Here is a 25,072-nt window from a genome sequence, read left to right on the forward strand (position 1 = left end):
GTCCGACTGCCGTTAACATTCCCCGCCTAACTCTGACCCGGGTGGTGCGATGACCAATCAATACACCATCCTTTTGCGCAATCTTTCCGCAGCCACCCAACCTTTTTACGTGTTTCAGAAACAGGCCGTTTTTCTGGACCCCGGCGCCATTACCACCCCCTTGACCAACAGCCTTGGCAGCCGGTCTCTGGCACCATACGGCAGTTCAGGGGCACAGCTGAATTTCAGCTTTGACAGTCAGGTTTACGCGGGAGCGATCAGCACCATGACGTCAGCCCCGACGACGGGTGAGACGTCCACAAGTCCGTCAGATGCGCTGTTCAGCAGTACACAGTCTGAAGCCTATCAGCCAATCACCCTTTCACAGTTTCCCGGCGACAGCATGTCACGAAATCAGACCACTCTTGGTCTGTATCCCCTCAGCCTGTCTGTCCCGGTCAATGTGCCCGGTGAGAATGCGGGGTACTTTTCTGTGCAGGTTCCGGCCTTCACGCCGTCAGCCGTCCCGCAGCTGTACTGTGGAAACGCCTGCCTTGACAGCAGCGGTATCGTCACGCTGTCAAGCTATGTCGATCCGACGCCGAATACGTTTCTCTACTGCAGCGTCCAGCCCGTTTATTATGTAAAGGTCGGAAATTATTCAGTCGGGACCCGCATTTTATACGACACCAAGACAGCGGCTGCCTGCTCGTTCCTCAATGGCGTCAGCACCATCCTCGTCACCTACAATCCCGACGGAACATTCTGCACTCAACCGACAGCATAACCCCACCCCTGTCAGCAGGAGCATTCTAATGCCTTATATTCTGCGCACCTACTCCAACGGCCAGCAACTGTCGCAAACCGGCGCAGCCCCTCAACCTACCGGGAATTTCGAAGAATTTTCTCAGGCCGGGTGGGCCCCTGTCGCTCAGGCCCTGAATCTGACCGTCAACTCAGTGTACCGGCTGGATGATCCAATGCCCGGTGGGATCAGCCGTAAAATCCGCCTCGTAGCGGTCGGTGCCGGACAGAATGCTATCACCTATGTCCGGGAAGGGGTTGCCTGACGTTCTTTTCCCCAATGGCCCCCGTTCCCATCAGAAAGGAAATGGCATGTCCTTTGACGATCACCGTGGCAAACGCATCCGCCTTGCAATGGCTTATCGCAACAAAACCAAAACACATGCCCTTGCCGCGGAACTGGACGTCTCTGTCGCCGCGATATCACGATGGCAGAACGGGGGGCATCTTTCTCTCGACAGCGCCTGTAATCTGGCCAGGGCGCTGGACGTTTCCCTTGACTGGCTGCTGCTCGGCAGAGGGACCCTTGACTGGCATCAGGACGAGCGGGTGACGGCCGAGGAACTCAGTTCCATCACCTCCCTGCGCCGCTATCCCCCCAAGGTCAAATCTCTGCTGGTGGAGCTGATCGGCAGCTTTGGCCATGATGCCTGATGCTCTTCAGCCCCGGCCCTGACCCGGCGCAGGCCGCTTAATCGACCTCAGCCCACAGAACATCCTCAATCCGTGTTGCTCCGGTCACCGCCATCACCAGCCGGTCAACCCCCAGCGCAATCCCGGCGCAGTCCGGCAGCAGTCCGACCGCTTCGATGAAGCTGTCATCAATCGGATACCGGATCCCATAGAGCTGTTCTTTCAGATCCATGTCGTGATCGAAGCGGCGGCGCTGTTCCACCGGGTCGGTCAGCTCGCCAAAGGCGTTCGCCAGCTCAACACCATGCAGATAGATTTCAAACCGTTCACAGACCTGCGGATCCGCTGCCGAGCGCCGCGACAGCGCCGCCATTGAGGCCGGCCAGTCGTGCAGGATCACCGGGCGCTCTTCCCCCAGACGCGGCTCGATCTTTTCCAGAAAGATATGGAAGAAGGCATCATCCCAGCTGTCGTTCTCCCCGGTATAGATACCGATCCGCGCCGCTTCCGCCTTCAGGCGGGCCGGGTCGGGTGCAGGGGAGTACGGGTCATCCACTGTCGCAAGAACATCGACACCGGCATACCGCAGGAACGCTTCCTGCACCGTCAGCCGTTCGCAGGGGCCCGGCAACCCGACCGCCGCAAACAGGCCGTCGCAGTCATCCATCAGATCGCGATAGGTCGCCCCCGGTCGGTACCATTCCAGCATGGTGAATTCCGGATGGTGCCGCTCCGACCGTTCTCCGTTCCGGAACACCCGCGCCATCTGGAAGATCGGCCCGAGTCCCCCGGCCAGCAGCTTTTTCATGGCGAATTCGGGGCTGGTGTGCAGGAAAAAAGTCCGCTCCCGGCTGGCGAACGGCTCCTCAAGGATGGTCGAAAAGGCCCGCAGGTGCGGTTCCAGCCCGGGAGAGAGCTGAAGCACCGGGGTTTCGACCTCCAGCAGGCCCTGCCGGGTGAAGAACGCGCGGATATCCGCCACAATCCGTTGCCGCTCCAGCAGGAACGGACGCTTGCGGATAATCTCGTCCCGGCTCCACCAGCGGCGGGAAGAAACGGAAGGAAGGGCGGACAGCGGGGCGGAATCGCGGGAGTCAGTCATGATGCTGCCGTTATACCGGCCCAGACATGCTGTTGCCAAGCAGCCAGCGACCTGTTAAGAAGCGCGCCAGAATTCCCCGAACATTTCCAGAAGTAACGACGCCATGAAGATTAACGCCAACCTGATTCGCCCCGGCATGGTCATCGAGCACGAAGGCCGGAGCTGGAGTGTCCTGAAGACCCAGATCGTGCAGCCGGGCAAGGGCGGCGCCTTCATCACCGTTGAAATCCGTGACGTTGACACCGGCAACAAGTCCAACGCCCGCTGGCGTACCGCCGACACCGTGGAAAAGCTGGACGTGCGTCAGATCGACTGCACCTATCTGTTCCAGGACGAGTCGGGCTTCAACTTCATGGACAAGGAAACCTTCGACCAGTTCCCGCTGGCTGAAGATCTGGTCGGTGAAAAGGGCGGCTTCCTGCAGGACGGCATGGAAGTGGTGATCGATCTGATCGAAGGCAAGCCGGTTTCGGTGAAGCTGCCGACCACCGTCGTGCTGACCGTGACCGAGTGCGAGCCGGTGGTGAAGGGGCAGACCGCCTCCTCCTCCTACAAGCCGGGGATGCTGGACAACGGCATGCGCGTGATGATCCCCCCGCACATCGATGCCGGGACCAAGATTGTGGTCAACACCGAAGAGTGCGCTTACGTCGAGCGCTTCAAGGGCTGATCCCTCTTCAGGCTGTTTTGAAGGGCGAGCATTCCGCATGGCAGGAATGCTCGCCTTCCTGTTTCAGACCCCGGCCTGATGCGGCATACTGTCTGCCGTTTTTATCAGGCCCCCCTGCCGGTCCGGCGGGAGGACGCGGGTCTCCATCGTGAATCTCTCTTGTGCAAGGACGTTGTGCGGCTATGGCTCTGCGCTCTCCCATCCTTAATGTCATGGTCATGGCCGCTGAAAAGGCCGCCAAAGGTCTGATCCGCGACTTCGGCGAAGTCGAACAGCTTCAGGTTTCCGTCAAAAGCATTGGTGACTTCGTCAGCGCCGCCGACATCCGCGCCGAGAAGATTCTGCGCCGCGAGCTGGAAAAGGCCCGCCCAGGCTTTAGCTTCCTGCTGGAAGAAGGCGGGGTGATTGAAGGCACCGACACCGAGCACCGCTGGATCATCGATCCGCTGGACGGCACCACCAACTACCTGCACGGCATCCCGCATTTCGCCATTTCCATCGGGCTGGAGCGGGCCGGAGAGATTGTCGCCGGGGTGATCTTCAACCCGATCACCAATGACCTGTTCACCGCCGAAAAGGGCGGCGGCGCGTTCTGGAATGACCGCCGCATGCGCGTCTCCGGTCGCCGCAAGATTGACGAGAGCGTGGTTGCCACCGGGATCCCCCACAAGGGCCGTGGCGAACATCCGGCCTTCCTGCGTCAGCTGCAGAAGGTCATGGCCTCCACCGCCGGAGTCCGCCGCATGGGCGCCGCCTCGCTGGATCTGGCCTGGACCGCCGCCGGGCGTTATGACGCTTACTGGGAAACTCACCTCAGCCCGTGGGATGTCGCCGCCGGTGTACTGATGGTCCGCGAAGCCGGTGGGTATGTCACCACTCTTGATGCCAAGATTGCTGATCCGGTGGCCGCCGGGGCGCTTCTCGCTTCCAACGAGCCGCTGCATTACGGCCTGCTGGCCCTGCTGAAAGACCGCAAGCCGGAGGCAGCAAAGGCCGAAGCCCCGGCTGCGCCGGATGCCGCCCGCTGATTTTTCAGTACAGTCTGCCTCCTGCCGCGCCCGGCCCTTGAAAAGGGGCCGGGCGTTCTGCTGTCTGCATCCGGCCAACCGGCTTGCTGGCAGAGGCAGGAATGGTATAGTGTCGGCGGTTGTACGCCCGCCAGCCTTGCCGGGCGTACCTGTGTGGCCAGAGCCGTGCAGCCATTCAGTTTTTATCCTGTGATTTTTTGGGCAGTAGGGGAGACCGCCTCGTGCGTCACGTATCCCGGTTGATGGCCAGCGGTGGCAGTGTGCTGGTTCTGGCCTTGACTTTGTCGGTCGCCACATCGCACCGGGCAGACGCCCGTGGCGCCTATAACAGCGCCGATACATCCGGGGTGATGGTCGACATGGGGGCACTGGACGAGCTTGGTGGTGGCAGCAATCTGCCAGACCTGCTGCTGGGCCGGGCCGGTCAGCCCGCCCCGGTCGCCGGAGCCGCCGCCGGTAAACGCGGCACCCTGCTGCAGCCAGATCCGTCACGGGGCGTACACAGCCGGATGCTGGTGACCGGCCCGCTGATTCCGCCCAAAGGCATGGCAGCCGCCCCGGTTGCGCTGACACCGCCGCCCGGCCTGACCGAGCTGCCGGAACTGGTCCCGGAGCCGCCCGCCAGCCAGCATCACACCCCCCCTGCCGCCCCGGCAACAACCATTCCTGCCGCCGTGGCACCCCCTCCGGCCCCCGCCGCGACTCCGGCACCCGCCCCTGTTGCCGCCGAAGCCGCGCCCGCCCCGGCACCCGCGCCCGCCGCAGAACCGGCACCGGAACCCCAGCAGGTTGCCTCGGCCCCGGCGACCGATCCGGCTCCGGCCGCCCCGGTCCGCCCGGCAGCACCGACGGTATCGGGCAACGCCCTTGCCACCCTGCCTTTCAACGGCAGCCAGACCGATCTGTCATCAGACGCCCGCGCCGCCCTTGATGCCGCACTGACAAAGCTGGGCAGCAGCAGCGCCATTCAGGTGCTGGCCTATGCCAGCGGTGACCGCGACAATCCGTCCAAGGCGCGCCGGACCTCGCTGTCACGGGCGCTGGCCGTCCGGGCCTATCTGATTGATCAGGGCGTTGCCTCGAACCGGATTGACGTCCGGGCGCTTGGTGATCAGGTAAAGGGCGGCAGCACTGACCGTGTGGATATTTTCGCCGGATCGTAACGGACACCGCCTGCGGCTGCCTGTACGCTCTCCGACATATGATGCTGGCAAGAGGTCCTGAGTGATGCGTATGACCCGTCCAACCCGTTTTCTGCTGCGCATGGGCCTGTTTCTGGCGGCAGTGATCGGTGCAGCCGGGATTCTGTCACACGGGGTGATCCCCTATTTCATGTCCAATCCGGCCCTGAACGGCCTGATTATCGGCGTACTGGCTGTTGGCGTACTGCTTAACCTGCGGCAGGTGCTGCTGCTGGCGCCGGAAGTGGCGTGGGCGGAAAGCTTCCGTAAGGATCAGACCATGACCTCCGCGACCGCCGGGCGTCTGCGCCTGCTGTCGCCGATGGCCACCATGCTGGAAGAGCATAAGGGCCGTGGCGGGCGCTTCACCCTGTCCGCCCCCGCAATGCGGACCCTGCTGGATGGCATCGCCGCCCGTCTGGATGAAGCCCGCGACCTCTCCCGCTATTTTGTTGGCCTGTGCATCTTTCTCGGGCTGGTCGGTACCTTCTGGGGCCTGCTGGAGACGGTTGGCACCATCTCGCAGGTGATCGGATCCCTTGAGGTCTCGGCACAGGGGGATAACGCTGCGATGTTCTCTCTGCTCAAGCAGGGGCTGGAAAAGCCACTGCATGGCATGGGAACGTCGTTTTCGGCCTCGCTGTTCGGTCTCTGCGGATCCCTGATCCTCGGCTTCCTCGATCTTCAGCTCGGACAGGCCCAGAACGCCTTTTACAATGATCTGGAAGAATGGCTGTCAGGCATCACCCGCCTGACTTCCGGCGGATCGGTCGGCGACGGCGAACAGTCGGTCCCGGCCTATATTCAGGCCCTGCTGGAACAGACAGCGGAAAGCATCGACGAATTGCAACGGGTTCTGACCCGTGGTGAGGAGTCACGCAGTGCCTCGGTGACCTATCAGCGGGATCTGGTTGACCGTCTCTCGACCCTGACCGATCAGATGCGGGCGGAACAGCAGGTGTTGCTGCGGATGGCCGAAAGCCAGATGGAGCTGAAAGGGCTGATCTCCCGTCTGACCGAAACGCTGAACCGCCCGCTGTCGGGCGGTGGCATTGATGACACCAGCCGGTCTCACCTGCGCAATATGGATGTTGCCCTGACCCGTCTGGTGGATGAAGCCAGCCGGGGCCGCGATGATGCGGTTAAAGAGATCCGCAGCGAAATCAAGCTTCTGGCCCGGACCATCGCCGCGCTGGCCGACGACAGCCGATCCTGACCCCCGCCCTTTCCCGCGTGCCCCTGACCCGGAGGTTTCCGCCCCATGGCACTGCGCCGTAACCGTCAGACCGTTGATATCTGGCCGGGCTTCGTTGATGCCCTCGGCAACCTGATCATCATCCTGATGTTCGTGCTGCTGGTGTTCGTGATGGCACAGTTTTTCATGGGCCGCACCCTGTCCGGGCAGGAGGCGGAACTGGGCCGCCTGACCGCGCAGATGTCAGAAATGGCCAGTCTGCTGAAGATGGAACGGCAATCCAATGCCAGCCTGACAGCCGAAACCGACCGCCTGAGCGGTGAACTCACCGTTCTGACCACCAAGGCCAAGGCGCTGGAAGACCTGAGCGCACAGAAGTCCGCCGAAGCGGCCAAACTGGCAGCCGATATCGAGGCGCTGCAGGCCCTGAAGACGAGTCTCGAAAAGACCATCAGCGAAAAAGACCGTGCCCTTGATGACGGCAAGGGCAAGCTGCAGGAACAGGAACGGATCTCCGATCAGGCCCGGGCACAGGCTGCCATGATGCGGCAACAGCTTGAGGCCCTGAAGATGGAGATGGCACGCCTGGCCGATGCGCTGGATGCCTCTGAGCGCGCCAACAAGTCGCAGGAAGTGCAGATCTCTGATCTTGGGAAGCAGCTGAACCGGGCTCTGGCCACCAAGGTGCAGGAGCTTCAGAAGTACCGCTCGGAATTCTTCGGGCGGCTGCGCACCGTACTGGGAGACCGCAAAGATGTGCGGATTGAAGGCGACCGTTTCGTCTTCCAGTCAGAAGTGCTGTTCCCCTCCGGCTCAGCGGACCTGCAGGCCGCCGGGAAAATGCGGCTGGCGCGGCTGGCCAAGACTCTGCTGGATATCTCCAAGACGATCCCGCCGGATGTAAACTGGATTCTGCGCGTTGACGGCCACACCGATAACCGGCCGATTGCCACACCGCAATTCCGTTCTAACTGGGATCTGTCTTCAGCGCGGGCTATTTCCGTTGTTAACTTCTTGATATCACAGGGAATTGATCCGTCAAGACTGGCTGCTGCCGGGTTCGGGGAGTTCCAGCCGCTGGACATAAGCAACTCAGCCGAGGCTCTCGCCCGCAACAGACGTATTGAACTGAAGCTTGACCAGAGGTAAGAGGGGGGACAACGGGTGCAAAACCGCATTATTTGCGGGTCACAGTGCCTTTCCCCTTGCACGGTCCCCTACCGCCGAGTATATAGGCGGCTCGTTTTTTGGAGAGCTGGGTTATGAAAAAGGATATCCATCCCGAATACCGCGAAATCACCGTCATCATGACGGATGGTTCCGAGTTTAAGACCCGTTCGACCATGAAGGCGGACACTCTCCGGCTGGATATCGACCCGAAGTCTCATCCGGCTTGGACTGGTGTTCACCGTCTGGTCGACACCGGCGGTCAGCTGGCGAAGTTTAACAACAAGTTCGCCAAGTTCGGCCTCAAGGTGTAATTCACCGATCCGATCTCGGTTTTCCCAGACGCCCGGCCAAAAGCCGGGCGTTCTGTTTTATTATCGCCTGCCTGACGGATACCCTCACCAGAATAGAAATATTCTCGCTTCGTCACAGGTCAGCCCTGTCAAAATGGGTTAAGATCGACAATCTCAGTCTCAGAGATTTCCCCTTCCCCCTTGTAACAGTGATCCGATCGCGGCCATGCCAACAGTCGTCAACTTCGAAGTCTACGCACAAACCGAGCAGGGCTGGGTCCTGCAGGGGCGGTTTCCGGGCGACGATAAGGCCGGGGCAGTCGAAGAAGCCAAGAACATCGAGCATTACGCCAAGGCTCCGGTCAAAGTGGTGCGGGAAACCTATTATTCCGAGAGCAACTTCTCGGAAGAGCGGATTGTCTATACCGGTAAGATCAAGCCCCGGCCGGAAATGCCCGGACAGGGTGGCCGGAACGGACGGGGCGGGACCACGGGCGGCCGTGGCCCCGGCGGCGGAGCGAACAGCCCGTTTTCTGAACACGATGTCCTGAATACCTACGGCAACAGCGGAAATGGAAAAGGAGCCAGTGACTTTGTGTTCAGGCTGCTGATGGTGCTGATCCTGTCGCTGCTGATCGCAATCTGCGGTACCGGCGTCTGCTCTCTGATTCTGACCCAACTGGCCCGCAGCGGGCTGTCTCTGGGGTCCTCAACCCAGTCTTTTCTGCTGTTCGGGGTCTTCATCACCCTGTTCCTGATCAGCGTCGTGCCAATGGTTTCAGCCTATGTACCGCTGGAAGGCATGCGGCGGCGTACTGCCGGTCACCACCATGACGTCGTCCCGGCCCATGCCGGTGATTATCACGCCGACGATTTCTCGCCGAAAGGGGGGGCCAAAGACGGCGCACAGACGGCACCGGGAGCTTCTGCTCCGCCCCCGCCTGATCCCCTTGATGCGATGCTGCCGGATGATGGCCCATGGCCGACCCCAACCGTGCCCGAGGAACATGACCCCGGTAAGGAGCGGGCAAAGCAGGCCGCCGACGACCTGCGCGAACGCCAGCGCCTGAAGGAAGAAGCCGAAAAACGCAAGGCTGAACGGAAAGCCGCACAGGACGCCGCCGTTGCCGCCGCCGAGGCCGCGATGCAGGCCACCCCAGATCCGGCCCCCTCCCCCTTCGCGGAAGAGCCGGATCCGGCTGCAGACCTGTCGCAGGCCTATGAGCAGGCCCGCGTCACCATCATGCGCTTTCTGGGGGAAGTGGTTGCAGCCCTGAAGACATCGCAGCCGGTGCTGGACGCCTATAACAAATTTGGCGTTAACCTCTATCTCGCCGGGGCCTGCGCCGCCCTGTCATCAACGCGCGGACTGTCAAAGGATGAACAGTCAGCTCTGGTCCGTGAAGCCGTCGAGGTTGTTGGCAGCAAGCCGGAACAGGCCCGCCACCTGATCCTGCGGCTGGATACCTACGGCACGGAACCGCGCTATCAGGCGATGATTGATGCCGGGCAGACCGCGATGCAGCATCACCTGACCGGCGATACAGACCCCTTCCACGCCCTTGGCGGAGTGATGAAGGACTGGAACACCCCGCAAACGCGGCAGCTGGCCAACAGCATGGTGACGATTCTCTTCACCGACATGGTCGGATCCACAGACATGACCCACCAGATGGGGGATGTGGCGGCACAGGACGTCATCCGGGCCCACAACTCCATTGTCCGCACCGCCCTGTCCCAGCACCGGGGGAAAGAGGTGAAGCATACCGGCGACGGCATCATGGCCAGCTTTGACGAAGCGGTCGATGCTGTCCGGGCCTCGATCCAGATTCAAAGGGCGGTCAAGGCTCATAATCAGAAGTGGACCAAGCAACCCCTGCACCTGCGGATCGGTATGAACACCGGTGAACCGATCATTGAAGAAAATGATTACTTCGGGGCAACCGTTCAGATCGCGGCCAGAGTCTGCGCCGCTGCGGGGATGGATCAGATCTGGATCGGTCCGACCAGTTACGAGCAGGTGAACCGCGCCCCCGATATCAGCCTGTTCAGCCATGGGGCGCAGCGCCTGAAGGGTGTGCGCGATGAACAGACCCTGCACGAAGTGGTGTGGAACGGTGACCGCGCCGCAGAGCTGGACGCTATCCGCAAGTTCCGCGAAGCTGACCGCGCCGCTGCCGGAGAAGCCGCCGCAGCCCGCCCCGGCGCCCCGGCCAGCCCTGCGGCAGCAGCTGCTGGAACAAAGGCACAGCAGGATAGAGCAACAATGAAGCGGAAGCTCCCGCCGCTTGCTCCGCCCGGCAGCCTGACCGCATCTCAGCGCTCTACCGGGGTCAAAAAGCCGTAACCATCAGAACGGATTCTCTGGGCTACAGCCCGGTGTTCTTCACAACAGCAGACGCATACAAAAAAACAACACGGCGGAAGATAGTCTTCCGCCGTGTTGTCATAATGGGATCCATGATCGCGAACGAGCGCCGCGCCAACCGAAGGCAACCCCCGGATCAGAAGAACTCCGGGCGGTCAGGACGATACGCCACCCGGTTCGCCCGTTCATAAGACTGCACAAACTGCATCAGGTCGCGCTTACGCCCCATCGCCCCCGCGACATGCGCTGGAGTAATGGATGAACCATAAACCTTGTTCTCTTCGACCATCACGCGAATGCGTTCGAGAAAGACCTTCAGGGTCAGCGCCTCGATGATATCAGCGCAGAAATTGATGAAGCCGGAATACCGTACCGGCTTGGCGGGTTTCGGCGGATGGAAGGCTGAAGCCGCGAACGAACCGGTCTTTCCGCCTTTCCGCTCGAGAATCGCCGCCCGGTGGTATTCCTTGAACGGGGAAAACACCACGGCGGTCTGGCTGTCATGATGGACGACAATGTCATCCATCGAACCATGGAAGTTGCTGCAGACCGTGCGGATGACATCTTCACTGATGTCTCCGCCCATCGCCATCCGCTCCATCTCATCAATCTGCGGAGACGGATTGGTGGTGAAGACGGTACCGCCCTCATAGTGCACCGAAACCCACGATTCGGAGATAAACTGCTTTTCGTAGCTGGAGACGCGGGGTTTCCACATCTCCGACCATTCCAGATGACTGGTGGATTCATCGGAAAAAATCGTGGGATTGCGATTGAATTGCTCAATCACCAGCGAGGCCATCCGCAGGGTAGACGGAATGTTCTGCCCCCGCACAACCACCGTTTCATCGATCGGGCCCGATTTCAGTGACAGTGAAATACGGTTGGAGCGGATCTGAAAAACAATGGAGTCCCCTTCGTCAGCCAGATCAAAGCGGCGGACGGTGCTTTTTTCCCGGTAAAGTGTCAGACCCGTAAGAATGGCGGCCATTTAACGTTTCGACTTCTGCCCTGTGTGCTTCTGCGCTCGCTCGCCGCTGTCAGGTGTCCCCTGCCCCCGGGTCCCGACCGCGCCCTGATCTTGAAAGGAAATCCGTGATATGTCCATGTTCTTCATGGGCATCGGACTTTGCAGGCTGAGGCGCACCGTAACATGGACAGACCAGTAATCTCAAACGGGGAATGGGAAAATAATCGCCCGACAGCCGTAATTCTTGGGGCACGGCTATATCCGGACGGCAGCCTGTCTGCTGCCATGCGGCGTCGGGTGGATTTTGCCTGCCATCTTTACCACCGTGGCGTTGTCAGCCGCCTGCTGATGACCGGAGGACCGACCTCAGCCGTCTGCACCGAAGCTGAGAAGATGGCCGCCCACGCCCGGGAGCAGGGCCTGCCGGATGATCATCTTCTGATCGAGTCGCAGGCGATGACCACCCGTGACAACGCCCGGCTGGCCTGCAATCTTCTGTTGCAGGCCCGTATCCCAAAGACAAAAGACATCACCGAACAGACCGATCATTCTAGCCTGAACAGCACCCCTCCCCCTTCCTCGCCGCAGACGGTCCTTATCGTCACCGACCTGTACCATGCCCCCCGGGCCTGGCTGGTCTTTCGGATCATCGGTCGCCATAGCGGCCTGCGTTTTAAGATCCGCCCCTGCCTGCCACCCACAGCCACTATGCGCCGGGCAGGATACTGGGTCGCCACGCTGCGGGAGATTCCCGCGATCGCCCTTGATATGATCCGCAGCTGGTCCGTTCCCACGCCCCGCCCGACACCAGACCGGAGATCCCTGTAATGTCCTGTTCCCCCCGCCCTCTGGATGGATTGCGGATTCTCGATACCGCCACGTTTATCGCCGGTCCCTACAGCGCCGGTCTGCTGGCCGAATTCGGTGCAGAGGTGATCAAAATCGAACAGCCGGGTGACGGTGACCCGATGCGCCGCTTCGGGACCATGACCGCCTGCGGCGATACTCTGGCGTGGCTCTCGGAGGCCCGGAACAAGAAGTCCGTCACACTGGATCTGCGGGCGGCTGACGGAGCAGCCCTGTTCCGGGATCTGGTGACGAAAAGCGATGTGGTGATCGAGAATTTCCGTCCCGGCACCCTTGAACGCTGGGGCTTGGGCTGGGACGTGCTGCAGGCCCTGAATCCCCGGCTAGTGATGCTGCGGGTGTCCGGCTACGGTCAGACCGGCCCCTACCGCGACCGCCCCGGCTTTGCCCGTATCGCCCATGCGGTCGGGGGGCTGTCCTATCTGGCCGGAATGCCGGGAGAGGTTCCGGTCACGCCGGGGTCAACCTCTCTGGGGGACTATATCAGCGGCCTCTATGGGGTTGTCGGCATCCTGCTGGCCCTGCGCCACCGCGATCAGTCCGGACAGGGGCAATATATTGATGTCGCCCTGTTCGAAAGTGTTTTCCGGATGCTGGATGAACTGGCCCCGGCCTATGCCCACACCGGCAAAATCCGCGACCGGGAAGGCTCAGGCACGCTGAATGCCTGCCCGCACGGCCATTTCCAATGCGCGGACGGCGAATGGCTGGCCATCGCCTGCACCAATGACAAAATGTTTGCTCGTCTGTGCACGGCTATGCAGCGGCCCGATCTGGCCAGCCGTTTTGCCCGCGTCAGCGACCGCCTGCGGGACCGCCAGATCGTCGACGGAGAAATGGCAGCCTGGGCCCGCAGCCAGCCACGGGCAAGCATTCTGGAGCAATGCCTGCGTCACGAAGTGCCCTGCGGGCCGATCAACTCAATCGCCGATATTTTCTCTGATCCGCATTTTGCTGCCCGGCAGACCATCACCACGGTCGAGCAGCCGGAGCTGGGCCCGGTGTCCGTTCCGGCAACCCTGCCGCGCCTGTCGGCAACACCGGGGCGGATCGACCACCTTGGACCAAAGCTGGGGGAAAGTACGGATCAGGTGTTGCAGGACCTGCTGGGGCTAACCCCGGAACAGATTGCCGCCCTGCGTCAGCGGGCCGTAATCTGACTGTCCCCAAGACGGGGACCCCGGCGGTTATTCCGCCGGGTGTGCCTGCGTTGCCTCCGGCAGGCGATCGGCACAGATCACGCGGTTTTTGCCGTTCTTCTTTGCCATGTACATCCGGCGATCAGCGACCTCAACCAGATCTTCCCAGTTCGGAATGGCATCCAGAATACGTTCCGCCACCCCGATGGAGGCCGTCTGCGGTGTGCCATCGGGGCGCAGGCCGATCCCGGTTTCACGCAGCCGGTCAATGCCGATCAGGGCGCCGCTGAGATCCGTACCCGGCATAATAATCAGAAACTCTTCGCCACCCCAGCGGACGACAATGTCGCCCCGCCGGAGGATCCGCTTCATGGCATCTGCCGCCACCCGCAGGGTATGATCCCCGGCTTCATGCCCGTACCCGTCGTTGACCTTCTTGAAGTCATCAAGGTCGATGAACACCAGCGTCAGGTGATCGCGGGCCCGTTCAGCATTGGTGAACTGAACACTCAGCAATTCTTCCCCGACCCGGCGGGTGTACACCTTGGTCAGGCCGTCATGACTGGATTGCTGAACCAGAGCCATCATGAAGTGCAGCTGGCTGATCCCGGCCAGGGTCGCCACCACCGCCAGCAGCCCCAGCAACCACAGCGCCCCGAGATAGCTGGAGAACGGCAACAGCTCGTAGCCGGTGATAACCACCCCGACCATCGACAGAATCAGCGGCGCGGAGAACAGCGCCCCTTCTAACGCGGTAATCGGAAAGACCGACAGCCCGGCAACCATCACAAAGGGCAGGAAGGCGTAGCCTGCGGCCAGAGCCAGCTGGAAAGGCGTAAACGAATACCCCATCAGCAAAGGATCGGAGATCAGGAAGAAAACCACCGGGATCGCCAGCAGGGATGCCAGAGCCTTTAAAGCGCTGTCGATCTTCTCTGACGGGCGGAAGCCCAGCGCCACAGCCCCGAAGCACAGACTGGCCCCCAGACGCAGGGCCGCCAGATACCAGCACAGCGGCTGCGGGAAAGTCAGGACGTCAACGACAATCCAGAGCGGGGTCAGCACCGCAAAAACACCGGCAACCCAGCGGACCCGGGACAGGATCAGCTGGGCACGACGGCGGCGGACCAGCGGCGAATGCACCGACGGCTCAATCAACCCGTGAATCATATCGGGTGTCATGTCAGGGGCAAAACGCGCCCAAAACTTTGAAACAGCCAAACCCAGACTCATGCCACCCCTCAAGTTCACCCTGCTGAAACAGGCCAAACCCTTTCCGCAAAAGTCGGTTCCATCCGTAGATGCCCCCGTTGAAAAGACTCCTGCCGCCTGCCGGTAAACCGGCTGACGGCCAGACCGGCGATCCGGCATATCTGCCGAATCCGGCGCGAACCCCCTCGCGAACGGCCATAATCCTGTATTTCAACCCAGAATCAAAGCATTATCGGCAAGACTCTGGAATGATTAAAAGAATAGACCGTCAGCCTTATCCCCACAGCGACGCCACCGGGGGAGACAGCAAGGTGCCCTGATACTGCAACCCGGGCGACCGGTCACTGCGGAGCAGCAAAGGCCCGTCCAGATCGACGAAATCCACACCCTGCGCCAGCAGAGCCGCCGGGGCCATCGCCAGCGATGTGCCGACCATGCAGCCGACCATCACCTTAAACCCCTGCGCCTGCGCCGCCGCCTTCAGCGCCAGCGCCCCGGTCAGGCCACCGGTCTTATCCAGCTTAATATTAATCGCCTGATAGCGCCCGCGCAGAACCGGCAGATCGGCAGCGGTATGCAGAGACTCATCGGCACAGACCGGCACGGTGATTGCCCCGGCCCTGACCAGATCCTCCAGCCCGTCATCCTGCCCGGCAGGCAGTGGCTGTTCCACCAGCACCGCTCCCAGCACCGGCAAGACCGGCATCAGGGACGCCAGCTGTTCCAGCGTCCAGCCCTCATTGGCATCGACAATCAGCCGACACTGCGGCGCAGCGGTGTGGATGGCCGTCAACCGCTCCAGCGGGCCGTCAGCCCCGACCTTGACTTTCAGCAGGGGCACCCCCTCGGCCGCAGCACGGGCAGCCTTCGCCGCCATCACATCCGGGGTATCAATCCCCAGAGTGTAGGCGGTCACCACCGGACGGGGATCGCTGATACCGATGCGCTGCATCACCGGCTGCCCATCCGCCTTCGCCCGGTAATCCCACAGCGCGCAGTCCAGCGCATTGCGGGCAGCCCCCGCCGGCATCAGCGCCTGTAGATCTTCCGGCGTCAGGCGTGTCTGCTGCAGCGTTTCCGTCATCGCCCGCAGATCCGCCAGAACCCCGGCGACACTTTCCCCATAACGGGCATAGGGAACGCACTCCCCCCAGCCGGAATAAACGCCGTCGCTGACCTCGGCCACCACCACATCCGCCTGCGTCTTCGACCCGCGGGAGATAGTGAAAGACCCGGCAATCGGCCAGGCCTCGGTCCGGACGGTCAGGGAGAGTCCGGCAGGGCGGACCGACAGCTCGGTAAGGGTCATCGCAGGGGCTCCGTTGACAGGCCCGGGGCACGGTGGGCCCGGTCCATTCCACTTTGGTCATACAGACTATAGAAGGGCCCGCGCCGCTTCAACCCCGCCTGCGGCCCCGGCGCGTCTGATAATGCCTTGTCGTAAAACATCTTTCCACGATCGCCTTTCCGTTGCGGAAAGCGATGCTTTTTTCCTTGGCTTTCGGCAATAAATATTCAAAATAGACATCAATTGTATACAAGACCGCTCCGGCGCAAAAATCAGGGACACAGGAAACGACATGACCGCCTCGCTTTACGCCAAGATGTACGCCCACTTCCCGCCGTCGGAAGGGGCCGTGTTGCTGCAGGCCCCCGGTGGCCGCACCATCACCTATGGCATGGCTCACGAATGGTCGGGCCGCTATGCCCACTTCATGAGCAGCCTCGGCCTGCAGAAAGGGGACCGGGTGGCGGTACAGACCGAGAAATCGCCGGAAGCGCTGCTGGTCTATCTGGCCTGCCTGCGGGGCGGCTTCGTGTTCCTGCCGATGAACACCGCCTATCGCCCGGACGAGGTCGATTATCTGGTCAGCAATGCCGAACCGGCGCTGATCCTGTGCAGCCCGGATGCCGAAGACACCACCCGCACCATTGCCGCCCGGCATGGGGTGGAACATGTCTACACGCTGGGCACCCGCAACGACGGCAGCTTCCCCAATGCCGCCGCTGACGCCAGCCCGCAGTTTCCGATTGTGGCCTGCGAGCCGGATGATCTGGCTGCCATGCTGTACACCTCCGGCACCACCGGCAAGCCGAAAGGGGCGATGCTGACCCACCGTAATCTGGCCAGCAATGCCGAAGCCCTGGTGAAGACCTGGCGTTTCAGCAGTGATGATGTGCTGCTGCACGCCCTGCCGATTTTCCACGCCCACGGCCTGTTCGTCGCCTGCCACTGCGTGCTGATGTCAGGGGCCCGGATGATCTGGCTGTCGAAATTCGACGCCGATGAAGTGATCCGCCTGATGCCGCAGGCCACCGCCTTCATGGGGGTGCCGACCTTCTACACCCGCCTGCTGTCAAAGGCAGATTTCGGGCGTGAGGCCACCGCGCACATGCGGCTGTTCACCTCCGGCTCCGCCCCGCTGCTGGCAGAAACCCACACCCAGTTTTCCTCCCGCACCGGCCACGCGATTCTTGAACGCTACGGCATGACAGAAACCGGGATGAACACCGGCAACCCCTATGATGCCGAGCGCCGCCCCGGCACCGTCGGCTTCCCCTTCCCCGGCGTCAGCGTCCGGGTGGTGGGGGAAGACGATGTCACCGCCCTGCCCACCGGGTCGGTCGGTGCCATTCAGGTCAAGGGCGATAACGTCATGCTCGGCTACTGGCGGATGCCGGAGAAAACCAAGGAAGAATTTACCTCTGACGGCTGGTTTAAAACCGGCGACGTCGGCAAGATTGATGCCGAGGGGTATCTGCATATCGTCGGCCGCGCCAAAGATCTTATCATCTCCGGCGGTTACAATGTCTACCCGAAGGAAGTGGAAGGCGTGATCGACGATCTGCCGGGGGTCGATGAAAGCGCCGTGGTCGGTGTACAGCACCCGGATTTCGGTGAGGTCGGCGTGGCGGTGGTCAAGCTGCTGCCCAAAGCTAACGGCGTCGGAGAAGACGCTATTCTGGCCCACCTGAAGCAGCACCTTGCCAACTACAAAGTGCCCAAGCGGGTGTTCTTCACCGATGAACTGCCGCGAAACACCATGGGCAAGGTGCAAAAAAATCTGCTGCGTGATCAGTACAAAGACCTGTTCCGCCTGCCGTCGTAATCACTCACGCCGCAGGAGACGGATGGCCCGGCCCAGACCGGGCCATCTTTTTTTTGCAGCGCACCTCTTGCACTGCCCCATTCGGTTGCTCAGAGTGGTTCCCCCCTCACTCCCAATGGAAACCTCCCCCGATGGCAGACCTGCTGTCCCTCCTGACTCCCGATCTTCTGCTGCTGGCTCTTGGCCTGCTGATCACCGGCGTTGCCGCCGGGATCCTGTCCGGCCTGCTGGGGGTTGGCGGCGGTATCGTCATAGTGCCGGTGCTGTACCACGTGTTTACCGGCCTTGGCGTCGATGAAGCCGTGCGTATGCATGTGGCCGTCGGCACCTCGCTGGCGACCATTATTCCGACCTCGATTGCATCGTCCCGCGCCCACCGCCGCAAAGGCAGCATTGATGATGCCCTGCTGAAATCATGGATCCCGTCCGTCTTCATCGGGGTGGTGATCGCCACCCTGTGGGGGACACAGGCCAAAGGCTGGATGCTGACCGCAATTTTTGCCGTCGTGGCCCTGGCGGTTGCCGCCAACATGACCTTCCGGCGGGAAGGCTGGACAGTCACCGATCATCTGCCCACCGGCTGGATCCGGCAGGCGATGGGGGCGGTGATTGGCGGCCTGTCCGCGTTAATGGGCATTGGCGGCGGGACCCTGAGCGTACCGATCCTGTCAGCCTGCTCCTACCCCATTCACCGCGCCGTCGGCACCGCCAGCGCGCTGGGGCTGGTGATTGCCATCCCCGGAACCATCGGCTTTCTGCTGAACGGGCTGGACATCCCCGGCCGCCCGCCGCTGTCGCTGGGCTTCATCAGCCTGCCCGGACTGCTGCTAATTCTGCCGACCACCATTCTTGCCGCCCCATGGGGGGTGAAACTGGCCCACGTGCTGAACGGGCCACGCCTGCGACAGGTGTTCGCCTTTTTCCTGTTCATCACCAGTCTGCGGATGATCTACGCCCTGTTGACCTGATCGCCCGCACACAGCGCTGACCGACAGCCCCGCGTCCCCCCCGGACCGGGGCTGTTTTATGTCTGTCGGGAAAAAGAACAAAAGAAAAGGCCGACACTTTCGTATCGGCCTTTTCAAAGATGGGGCGAGTGATCGGATTCGAACCGACGACCCTCTGGACCACAACCAGATGCTCTAACCAACTGAGCTACACCCGCCATCAGGTGAGGGCCGCTTTATAGACCGCTGCCCCCACCCCGTCAACACAAAAAATCATTTTTTTATGAAGAGGCTCCCGGCCAGCGTAAAACCATGAAAACATAGCCGTAAACATCGGCATGGGCGCGGTACATAGCAATCTCGTCCCGCACCCCGGCCATAACGCCGGCCAGTGCCGGATCATGGCGGCTGACGGGGGCCAGCGTCTCCAGCCGCCGCTCCAGCGGCAGGTAATAGTCTTCCCACCAGCCGCTTTCCGGCAAAACCTCGGCATGGACGAAAGAGTACCCAAGCTGCTCCGCCACGCTCAGATTTTCCGCCACCGTCCGCATGTCGGGATAGGCCGTTTCCCAGAACCGCAGGGCCGCAGCGGGCGGCGACGGGTGCAACCACATGCAGTCAGAGACCACCAGAAAGCCACCCGGCTTCAACAGCAGGGCCCAGGCATTAAGGGCGGCTTCCAGCCCGACCACATAGGCGGCCCCTTCCGACCACACCATATCAAGGGTATGGCGCTTCAGGCGGGCATCAAGCATATCGCGGCAACGGATCTCGACCTGCCCGCCCAGACCACGGCGACGGGCCGTATCGGCCAGTTCATCGAGAAACGGCTGATGGGTATCCACCGCCGTCACTCTGGCCCCCAGATGCTCGGCCAGCAGCAGGCCGGACCGGCCATTGCCACAGCCCATATCGGCACAGGCCGGTTCTGTCGGCAGAAACGGGCGCAGGCGGTTGATCAGCGACAGGGTCACGGCATCACTGCCCGGCCCCTGTCGCGGCAGGTCATGAAAAACCCTGAAAAATGCATCTTCAGGCCCGGGGGCGGCAGACAGCCCCGCTGCCCCGGCCACGACCGGGCCGGACACATTCTCAACTGCCATCAGCTCATCCCCCACACTGTCTGCTTCCGACGGTTTTACCGCCGGATCATAGCAGCCCTACCATCCGGCCGTCAGGGCAATCGCGGCATGGCGGGCCTGACCGGCGGCAGCCTTGCCGCCGACCACCGGCGTCATCGCCACCGCGCCTTCAAACAGCAGCGCCAGATCCCAGCCCCGTTCCGTCGCCTGCGGAATCCCCGCCGCCTCCAGACGCTCCTGAAACCAGACACCACTGGCGCGGCAGCGGAAGGCCGCATCACCGGCAACAGCCACATCATGGCCGGAAAACTCAGCAAGAGCCCGCAGCAGCAGGCTGCCCTGCGACCCGTCAGCCTCCAGCCAGTCACCCAGCACATCGAAGACGGTCAGCCACGCCGGGCCATCCTGCTCCCGCGCGGCAACGCCGTCATTGATATAGGCCCAGAAGCGCTCATCCCGGTGCTCAAGCACGGCGCGCACCAGAGCGTTCTTCGTCGGGAAATGTTTATACAGCGTCATCCGGGCAACACCGGAATCCTGCACCAGACGGTCAATGCCGGTGCCGTGGAAGCCGTAACGGTCAAACAGGCCTTCCGCCACATCCACCAAGGCGTCCCGCTTGGGGGACGGACGGGCGGTTTTGGGTTTCAGGGCAGCGGTACGGGCGGGCATGGGCAGCAAAACTCCTCGGCGGATCGGGGTCCGGGCAATCCCGCCTTCTATAGCGCCAACATCGTGTCGAAAACAGGGCAAAAAGAATTTAGCCAAAACCGCCCTTCGCTTCTTCGCAATTTTTTCACCCCCTGCATTCACACTTGCAAATGGGGCGAAGGTAAAGAGAGAAATAACCATCAGGAACAAATTTTTCGTAATTTTTACGACGATAACTCCTGTAAATAAGAATTTATCCTGAAAATCAGCATCACCCCATACATCGCCTTACCCTGCCGGATATGATACAACTATGGGGTCGGGGGCACCCCTGACAGAGGGAGCGACAAGAAGGCAGCGTAAGACCAGATGAGCCAGACATCCTTTTCCCTGACCCCTGAATTTCCTCCGGCGACCGAGTCCGCATGGCGTCAGGTGGTCGAAAAGGCCCTGAAAGGGGCGGATTTCGACAAAAAGCTGACCACCCGCCTGTACGATGGCATCACATTGGCCCCCCTGTACTCGCAGGATGCGCCGGGTGCGGCCGCCGATGCAGCCGGGTTGCCCGGTCAGGCCCCCTACACCCGTGGCACCAACGCCCTTGGGCAACGGCAGGCAGGCTGGGACATCCGTCAGGAATTTGTCCACCCGGATGTGCGTCAGGTCTCCAAAGAAGCGCTTGAGGATCTGGAGCGGGGCGTCTCCTCGGTCATTCTGCGTCTGGACGCCGCCGCCCATGCCGGACTGGACCCCGACACCGATGCCGCCGAAGGGCTGGCCGGGGTCGATGGCATCATGGTTGCCACTGCCGATGATCTGGATACCGCACTCGCGGGTGTGCTGCTGGATATCTGTCCGGTCTCGCTGAAAGCCGGGGCCGGGGCGGTCGCTGCCGCCGCCATGCTGGCCGATGTGTGGACCAAGCGCGGCGTCGGGGCGGATCTGGCCCGGGGTGCTTATAATATTGATCCGGTCGGTACGCTGGCCGCCACCGGCTGGCTGCCGCAGGGGCTGGAAAAATCCCTGAACGACATGGCCGCAGTCGCCGCCCGCACCGCTGAAGAGTTCCCGATGGTCACTGCCGTCGGGGTATCCGGTGCGCCGTGGTCGAATGCCGGGGCATCGGAAGCGCAGGAACTCGGCTGCATGCTGGCCACCGGCGTTGCCTATCTGCGGGCGATGACCGGTGCCGGAATCGATATCGACACCGCCTGCCGTCAGATCGGCTTCACCCTGCCGGTCGGGACCGACTTCTTCAGCGGCATCGCCAAGCTGCGCGCCGCCCGCCTGCTGTGGGCGCAGGTCACCGCCGCCTGTGGAGCCTCTGCCGACGCCGGAAAGATGGTCATCCACGCTGAGACCGCCCAACGGATCCTCAGCCAGCGTGACCCGTGGGTCAACATGCTGCGTGTCACCGTCAGCAGCTTTGCCGCCGGGGTCGGCGGGGCTGACAGTGTTGCCGCCGCATCCTATGAATCAGCGATCGGCCTGCCGACCGCCTTCGGTCGCCGGGTCGCCCGCAATATCCAGATCATCCTTCAGGAAGAATCCCATCTGGCGAAGGTGGTTGATCCGGCCGGTGGATCATGGTTTGTCGAAACCCTGACCCGTCAGCTGGCGGAACGGGCGTGGGAAGAGTTTCAGGCGATTGAAAAGGCCGGGGGGATCGCCGCCGTCCTGCTCGACGGATCTCTGGCCACCGCCCTGGCAAAAACCTGGGACGAGCGCCGCGCCAACATTGCCCGCCGCAAAGACCAGCTGACCGGGGTCAACGAATTCCCCAACCTGTCTGAAGCCCCGGTGGATGTCGCCCCGGCCGACCGCGCCCTGCTGCGCCGGGGAATGGCAGCCCGCCTGAAGCATGTCGACCGCACCCCGGCCTTCGGCACCCTTGATCAGTTCTACAACGCCGCCCGCACCGGCACCCTCGGCGGGCTGACTGCAGCACTGGGCGGCACCCCGCTGCGGATTGATCCGCTGCCGAACCACCGCTTTGCCGAAGACTTTGAAGCCCTGCGCGATGCGTCGGATGAAGTCGCCGCCATCAACGGCACCCGTCCGTCGGTGTTTCTCGCCAACATGGGCCGCGTGGCCCAGCACACCGCCCGCGCCACCTATGCCCGCAACTTCTTCGAAGCCGGTGGGATCGAAGCGGTCAGCAGTGACGGTTTTGACAGCCCGGAGGCCGCTGCCGCCGCCTTCCGCCTGAGCGGGGCGAAAATCGCCTGTCTGTGCGGAACGGATGACCAGTACGAAGGCGGGGCCGCCGCCATGCTGGCCGCCCTGAAGGCCGCCGGCGCCACCCGCCTGTATGTGGCAGGCCGCCCGGCTGCCGAGGCCAAGGCCGTGTATGACGCTGCCGGAGCCAGCGACTACATCTTCATGGGCTGCGATGCCCTTGCCACCCTGACCGCCGCCCACCGTCATCTGGGAGTGAACTGAGCCATGACCCGGATTCCTGATTTTTCCACCATTCCGTTCTCTGCGGCTGCGGGCGGCTCTCTGGCCGACTGGCAGGCACAGGCCCGTGCCGAAAGCGGCGCAGATCTGAATGCCCTGCTGTGGCAGACCCCGGAGACACTGGCGGTGAAACCGCTGTATACCGCTGCCGATCTGGCCGGGCTGGACCATCTGCAGACCTATCCGGGCGTCGCCCCGTTCCTGCGGGGCCCCTACCCGACCATGTACGTGCAGCAGCCTTGGACCGTGCGCCAGTACGCCGGGTTTTCCACCGCTGAGGACTCCAACGCCTTTTACCGCCGCAATCTTGCCGCCGGTCAGAAGGGCCTGTCGGTGGCCTTCGACCTTGCCACCCACCGCGGCTACGACTCCGATCATCCGCGCGTTGCGGGCGACGTCGGTATGGCCGGGGTGGCGATCGACAGCATCTATGACATGCGCACCCTGTTCGACGGCATTCCGCTTGATCAGATGAGCGTGTCGATGACCATGAACGGGGCGGTGCTGCCGGTACTGGCCCTGTACATCGTCGCCGCCGAGGAACAGGGCGTGAAGCCCGAGCTGCTGTCCGGGACCATTCAGAATGATATTCTGAAAGAGTTCATGGTCCGCAACACCTACATTTACCCGCCGCAGCCGTCGATGCGGATCATTTCCGACATCTTCGCGTTCACCTCGCAGCATATGCCGAAGTTCAACTCCATCTCCATCTCCGGCTATCATATGCAGGAAGCCGGGGCGACGGCGGATCTGGAACTGGCCTATACGCTGGCCGACGGGGTGGAATACGCCCGCGCCGGGATGGCCGCCGGGCTCGACATTGACAAGTTCGCCCCCCGCCTGTCGTTCTTCTGGGCGATCGGCATGAACTTCTATATGGAAGTGGCGAAGATGCGGGCCGCCCGGATGATCTGGGCCAAGCTGATCCGTCAGTTTAACCCCAAGTCCGACAAGTCGCTCAGCCTGCGCACCCACTGCCAGACCTCCGGCTGGTCGCTGACCGCGCAGGACGTGTTCAACAACGTCACCCGCACCTGTGTGGAGGCGATGGCGGCAACACAGGGTCACACCCAGTCGCTGCACACCAACGCGCTGGACGAAGCCCTGGCCCTGCCGACGGACTTCTCCGCCCGCATCGCCCGCAACACCCAGCTGTTTCTGCAGCAGGAAAGCGGCACCACCCGGGTGATCGATCCGTGGGGCGGCAGCTATTACGTCGAGCGCCTGACCCGCGATCTGGCCGATCTGGCCTGGCAGCATATTCAGGAAGTCGAGGAACAGGGCGGGATGGCCAAGGCCATCGAAGCCGGTATCCCCAAGATGCGGATCGAGGAAGCCGCCGCCCGCACACAGGCCCGCATTGATGCCGGGGTGCAGACGGTGGTTGGCGTCAACAAGTTCCAGCTGGAAAACGAAGACGCCCTTGATGTGCTGAAGGTCGATAACTCGGCGGTGCGGGCCCGGCAGATTGAAAAGCTGCAGCGCCTGCGGGCAGAACGCGACCCGAAGACGGTGGAAAGCTGCCTGACGGCCCTGACCAATGCAGCGTCCTCCGGCGATGGCAACCTGCTGGGGCTGGCGGTGGACGCCGCCCGCAACAAATGCACCGTCGGCGAAATCTCTGACGCGCTGGAGACGGTCTATGGCCGCCATCAGGCGACCATCCGTGCCATTTCCGGGGTTTATTCCAAAGAGGTCAAGGGCGTGGACGAAAGCTTTGAGAAGGTCCGGGCGCTGGTCACCGAATTCGAAAAGAATGACGGCCGCCGTCCGCGCGTACTGATCGCCAAAATGGGGCAGGACGGGCATGACCGTGGCCAGAAAGTGATCGCCACGGCGTTCGCGGATCTGGGCTTTGACGTCGATATCGGCCCGCTGTTCCAGACTCCGGCGGAAACCGCCCGTCAGGCCGTGGAAAACGACGTGCATGTCATCGGGGCTTCCTCACTGGCAGCCGGTCACCTGACTCTGGTGCCGGAGCTGCGCGAAGAACTGAAGAAGCTGGGGCGGGAGGACATCCTGATCGTTGTCGGCGGTGTGATCCCGCCGCAGGATTTTGATGCCCTGTACGATGCCGGGGCTGCGGCAATCTTCCCGCCCGGCACTAAAATCAGCGTGGCGGCGCAGGACCTGATCGCCAAACTGAATGTCCAGCTTGGGTATACCGAAGCGGCATAACCATCACGGCGCCCGATGCCCGGACCCTGAACGACA

22 protein-coding genes and 1 tRNA gene are annotated in these 25,072 nt (G+C 62.3%); 16 read left to right on the top strand and 7 right to left on the bottom strand.

Features of this window, described 5'->3' with window-relative positions; genetic code table 11:
• Window positions 1-49 precede the first annotated feature (49 nt).
• The 3 genes from G365_RS20980 to G365_RS0109590 are packed head-to-tail and all read left to right on the top strand — an operon-like array spanning window position 50 to window position 1,437.
• A complete protein-coding gene (locus tag G365_RS20980; protein ID WP_019645305.1) occupies window positions 50-766 on the top strand; it encodes a hypothetical protein in 717 nt (238 codons plus the stop codon).
• A gap of 28 nt (window positions 767-794) precedes the next feature.
• Window positions 795-1,049, top strand: coding sequence for a hypothetical protein (locus G365_RS0109585; protein ID WP_019645306.1), 255 nt, complete (start codon window positions 795-797; stop codon window positions 1,047-1,049).
• 46 nt (window positions 1,050-1,095) lie between these two features.
• Entirely contained in the window at window positions 1,096-1,437 is a 342-nt protein-coding gene (locus G365_RS0109590; RefSeq protein WP_019645307.1) for a helix-turn-helix domain-containing protein, read from the top strand.
• A gap of 37 nt (window positions 1,438-1,474) precedes the next feature.
• On the opposite strand, the gene epmA is transcribed toward G365_RS0109590, so the two are convergent.
• Complete coding sequence (epmA, locus tag G365_RS0109595; protein ID WP_051089871.1) at window positions 1,475-2,518, bottom strand: EF-P lysine aminoacylase EpmA; 1,044 nt, start codon at window positions 2,516-2,518, stop codon at window positions 1,475-1,477.
• Between the two features lie 103 nt (window positions 2,519-2,621).
• Here epmA and efp point away from each other — a divergent pair, with 103 nt between their 5' ends.
• The 7 genes from efp (at window position 2,622) to G365_RS22880 (ending at window position 10,399) form a co-directional block, all read left to right on the top strand.
• Window positions 2,622-3,188 carry an elongation factor P gene (gene efp, locus G365_RS0109600; protein WP_019645309.1) on the top strand — a complete coding sequence of 189 codons (567 nt, stop codon included), beginning with the start codon at window positions 2,622-2,624 and terminating at the stop codon, window positions 3,186-3,188.
• Window positions 3,189-3,370: 182 nt separating this feature from the next.
• A complete protein-coding gene (locus tag G365_RS0109610; protein WP_019645310.1) occupies window positions 3,371-4,216 on the top strand; it encodes an inositol monophosphatase family protein in 846 nt (281 codons plus the stop codon).
• Window positions 4,217-4,437: 221 nt separating this feature from the next.
• Window positions 4,438-5,379 carry an OmpA family protein gene (locus G365_RS22875; RefSeq protein ID WP_155976210.1) on the top strand — a complete coding sequence of 314 codons (942 nt, stop codon included), beginning with the start codon at window positions 4,438-4,440 and terminating at the stop codon, window positions 5,377-5,379.
• A gap of 70 nt (window positions 5,380-5,449) precedes the next feature.
• Window positions 5,450-6,613 carry a hypothetical protein gene (locus G365_RS0109620; RefSeq protein ID WP_043742026.1) on the top strand — a complete coding sequence of 388 codons (1,164 nt, stop codon included), beginning with the start codon at window positions 5,450-5,452 and terminating at the stop codon, window positions 6,611-6,613.
• Between the two features lie 45 nt (window positions 6,614-6,658).
• The gene (locus G365_RS0109625; protein ID WP_019645313.1) at window positions 6,659-7,741 is read left to right on the top strand and encodes a peptidoglycan -binding protein; all 1,083 of its coding nucleotides are present in this window, start codon (window positions 6,659-6,661) and stop codon (window positions 7,739-7,741) included.
• Between the two features lie 113 nt (window positions 7,742-7,854).
• A complete protein-coding gene (gene rpmE / locus G365_RS0109630) occupies window positions 7,855-8,073 on the top strand; it encodes a 50S ribosomal protein L31 (protein ID WP_019645314.1) in 219 nt (72 codons plus the stop codon).
• A gap of 205 nt (window positions 8,074-8,278) precedes the next feature.
• Entirely contained in the window at window positions 8,279-10,399 is a 2,121-nt protein-coding gene (locus G365_RS22880) for an adenylate/guanylate cyclase domain-containing protein (RefSeq protein ID WP_019645315.1), read from the top strand.
• A 157-nt stretch (window positions 10,400-10,556) separates the two neighbouring features.
• Here the strand turns inward: G365_RS22880 and G365_RS0109640 are convergent, their stop codons facing one another.
• A complete protein-coding gene (locus G365_RS0109640; RefSeq protein ID WP_019645316.1) occupies window positions 10,557-11,411 on the bottom strand; it encodes a hypothetical protein in 855 nt (284 codons plus the stop codon).
• A gap of 162 nt (window positions 11,412-11,573) precedes the next feature.
• On the opposite strand from G365_RS0109640, the gene G365_RS0109645 reads away from it, so the two are divergent.
• Window positions 11,574-12,218 carry a YdcF family protein gene (locus G365_RS0109645; protein WP_081628505.1) on the top strand — a complete coding sequence of 215 codons (645 nt, stop codon included), beginning with the start codon at window positions 11,574-11,576 and terminating at the stop codon, window positions 12,216-12,218.
• Complete coding sequence (locus G365_RS0109650) at window positions 12,218-13,417, top strand: CaiB/BaiF CoA transferase family protein (RefSeq protein ID WP_019645318.1); 1,200 nt, start codon at window positions 12,218-12,220, stop codon at window positions 13,415-13,417. The genes G365_RS0109645 and G365_RS0109650 overlap by 1 nt, the downstream gene beginning before the upstream one ends.
• A gap of 27 nt (window positions 13,418-13,444) precedes the next feature.
• Here G365_RS0109650 and G365_RS0109655 read toward each other — a convergent pair whose 3' ends face one another.
• Together G365_RS0109655 and dgcA are read right to left on the bottom strand one after the other, a co-directional pair.
• Complete coding sequence (locus tag G365_RS0109655; protein WP_019645319.1) at window positions 13,445-14,566, bottom strand: GGDEF domain-containing protein; 1,122 nt, start codon at window positions 14,564-14,566, stop codon at window positions 13,445-13,447.
• Window positions 14,567-14,882: 316 nt separating this feature from the next.
• Window positions 14,883-15,917 carry an N-acetyl-D-Glu racemase DgcA gene (gene dgcA, locus G365_RS0109660; protein WP_019645320.1) on the bottom strand — a complete coding sequence of 345 codons (1,035 nt, stop codon included), beginning with the start codon at window positions 15,915-15,917 and terminating at the stop codon, window positions 14,883-14,885.
• Window positions 15,918-16,188: 271 nt separating this feature from the next.
• Between dgcA and G365_RS0109665 the strand changes: the two genes are divergently transcribed.
• Both G365_RS0109665 and G365_RS0109670 read left to right on the top strand, forming a co-directional pair.
• A complete protein-coding gene (locus G365_RS0109665) occupies window positions 16,189-17,718 on the top strand; it encodes a malonate--CoA ligase (RefSeq protein WP_019645321.1) in 1,530 nt (509 codons plus the stop codon).
• Between the two features lie 131 nt (window positions 17,719-17,849).
• Entirely contained in the window at window positions 17,850-18,686 is an 837-nt protein-coding gene (locus tag G365_RS0109670) for a sulfite exporter TauE/SafE family protein (RefSeq protein ID WP_019645322.1), read from the top strand.
• A gap of 120 nt (window positions 18,687-18,806) precedes the next feature.
• On the opposite strand, the gene G365_RS0109675 is transcribed toward G365_RS0109670, so the two are convergent.
• The 3 genes from G365_RS0109675 to G365_RS22885 all read right to left on the bottom strand — a co-directional run bounded on the left by G365_RS0109675 (window position 18,807) and on the right by G365_RS22885 (window position 20,419).
• Window positions 18,807-18,883, bottom strand: a tRNA-His gene (locus G365_RS0109675).
• A gap of 63 nt (window positions 18,884-18,946) precedes the next feature.
• Window positions 18,947-19,768, bottom strand: coding sequence for an SAM-dependent methyltransferase (locus G365_RS0109680; protein ID WP_155976212.1), 822 nt, complete (start codon window positions 19,766-19,768; stop codon window positions 18,947-18,949).
• 57 nt (window positions 19,769-19,825) lie between these two features.
• The gene (locus G365_RS22885) at window positions 19,826-20,419 is read right to left on the bottom strand and encodes a TetR/AcrR family transcriptional regulator (protein WP_019645324.1); all 594 of its coding nucleotides are present in this window, start codon (window positions 20,417-20,419) and stop codon (window positions 19,826-19,828) included.
• Between the two features lie 348 nt (window positions 20,420-20,767).
• Here G365_RS22885 and G365_RS0109690 point away from each other — a divergent pair, with 348 nt between their 5' ends.
• Both G365_RS0109690 and scpA read left to right on the top strand, forming a co-directional pair.
• On the top strand, window positions 20,768-22,840 hold the full coding sequence (locus G365_RS0109690; RefSeq protein ID WP_019645325.1) for a methylmalonyl-CoA mutase family protein: 2,073 nt from the start codon (window positions 20,768-20,770) through the stop codon (window positions 22,838-22,840).
• Between the two features lie 3 nt (window positions 22,841-22,843).
• Window positions 22,844-25,036, top strand: a complete 2,193-nt coding sequence (gene scpA, locus G365_RS0109695; protein ID WP_019645326.1) for a methylmalonyl-CoA mutase — start codon at window positions 22,844-22,846, stop codon at window positions 25,034-25,036.
• The last annotated feature ends 36 nt before the right edge of the window (window positions 25,037-25,072 follow it).

This window comes from Novispirillum itersonii subsp. itersonii ATCC 12639 (assembly GCF_000381985.1).
GTDB classification, from domain to species: Bacteria; Pseudomonadota; Alphaproteobacteria; order Rhodospirillales; family Rhodospirillaceae; genus Novispirillum; species Novispirillum itersonii.

What these genes read in the sequence shown, in the direction of transcription:
- G365_RS0109590 (WP_019645307.1), top strand. Translation starts at nt 1,096, where the DNA reads ATGTCCTTTGACGATCACCGTGGCAAACGCATCCGCCTTGCAATGGCT.
- epmA (WP_051089871.1), bottom strand. Translation starts at nt 2,518, where the DNA reads ATGACTGACTCCCGCGATTCCGCCCCGCTGTCCGCCCTTCCTTCCGTT.
- G365_RS0109585 (WP_019645306.1), top strand. Translation starts at nt 795, where the DNA reads ATGCCTTATATTCTGCGCACCTACTCCAACGGCCAGCAACTGTCGCAA.
- G365_RS0109690 (WP_019645325.1), top strand. Translation starts at nt 20,768, where the DNA reads ATGAGCCAGACATCCTTTTCCCTGACCCCTGAATTTCCTCCGGCGACC.
- G365_RS22880 (WP_019645315.1), top strand. Translation starts at nt 8,279, where the DNA reads ATGCCAACAGTCGTCAACTTCGAAGTCTACGCACAAACCGAGCAGGGC.
- G365_RS20980 (WP_019645305.1), top strand. Translation starts at nt 50, where the DNA reads ATGACCAATCAATACACCATCCTTTTGCGCAATCTTTCCGCAGCCACC.
- G365_RS0109625 (WP_019645313.1), top strand. Translation starts at nt 6,659, where the DNA reads ATGGCACTGCGCCGTAACCGTCAGACCGTTGATATCTGGCCGGGCTTC.
- G365_RS0109670 (WP_019645322.1), top strand. Translation starts at nt 17,850, where the DNA reads ATGGCAGACCTGCTGTCCCTCCTGACTCCCGATCTTCTGCTGCTGGCT.
- efp (WP_019645309.1), top strand. Translation starts at nt 2,622, where the DNA reads ATGAAGATTAACGCCAACCTGATTCGCCCCGGCATGGTCATCGAGCAC.
- G365_RS0109655 (WP_019645319.1), bottom strand. Translation starts at nt 14,566, where the DNA reads ATGATTCACGGGTTGATTGAGCCGTCGGTGCATTCGCCGCTGGTCCGC.
- G365_RS0109665 (WP_019645321.1), top strand. Translation starts at nt 16,189, where the DNA reads ATGACCGCCTCGCTTTACGCCAAGATGTACGCCCACTTCCCGCCGTCG.
- G365_RS0109680 (WP_155976212.1), bottom strand. Translation starts at nt 19,768, where the DNA reads ATGGCAGTTGAGAATGTGTCCGGCCCGGTCGTGGCCGGGGCAGCGGGG.
- G365_RS0109640 (WP_019645316.1), bottom strand. Translation starts at nt 11,411, where the DNA reads ATGGCCGCCATTCTTACGGGTCTGACACTTTACCGGGAAAAAAGCACC.
- rpmE (WP_019645314.1), top strand. Translation starts at nt 7,855, where the DNA reads ATGAAAAAGGATATCCATCCCGAATACCGCGAAATCACCGTCATCATG.
- G365_RS22885 (WP_019645324.1), bottom strand. Translation starts at nt 20,419, where the DNA reads ATGCCCGCCCGTACCGCTGCCCTGAAACCCAAAACCGCCCGTCCGTCC.
- G365_RS0109620 (WP_043742026.1), top strand. Translation starts at nt 5,450, where the DNA reads ATGACCCGTCCAACCCGTTTTCTGCTGCGCATGGGCCTGTTTCTGGCG.
- G365_RS0109650 (WP_019645318.1), top strand. Translation starts at nt 12,218, where the DNA reads ATGTCCTGTTCCCCCCGCCCTCTGGATGGATTGCGGATTCTCGATACC.
- scpA (WP_019645326.1), top strand. Translation starts at nt 22,844, where the DNA reads ATGACCCGGATTCCTGATTTTTCCACCATTCCGTTCTCTGCGGCTGCG.
- G365_RS0109610 (WP_019645310.1), top strand. Translation starts at nt 3,371, where the DNA reads ATGGCTCTGCGCTCTCCCATCCTTAATGTCATGGTCATGGCCGCTGAA.
- dgcA (WP_019645320.1), bottom strand. Translation starts at nt 15,917, where the DNA reads ATGACCCTTACCGAGCTGTCGGTCCGCCCTGCCGGACTCTCCCTGACC.
- G365_RS0109645 (WP_081628505.1), top strand. Translation starts at nt 11,574, where the DNA reads ATGGACAGACCAGTAATCTCAAACGGGGAATGGGAAAATAATCGCCCG.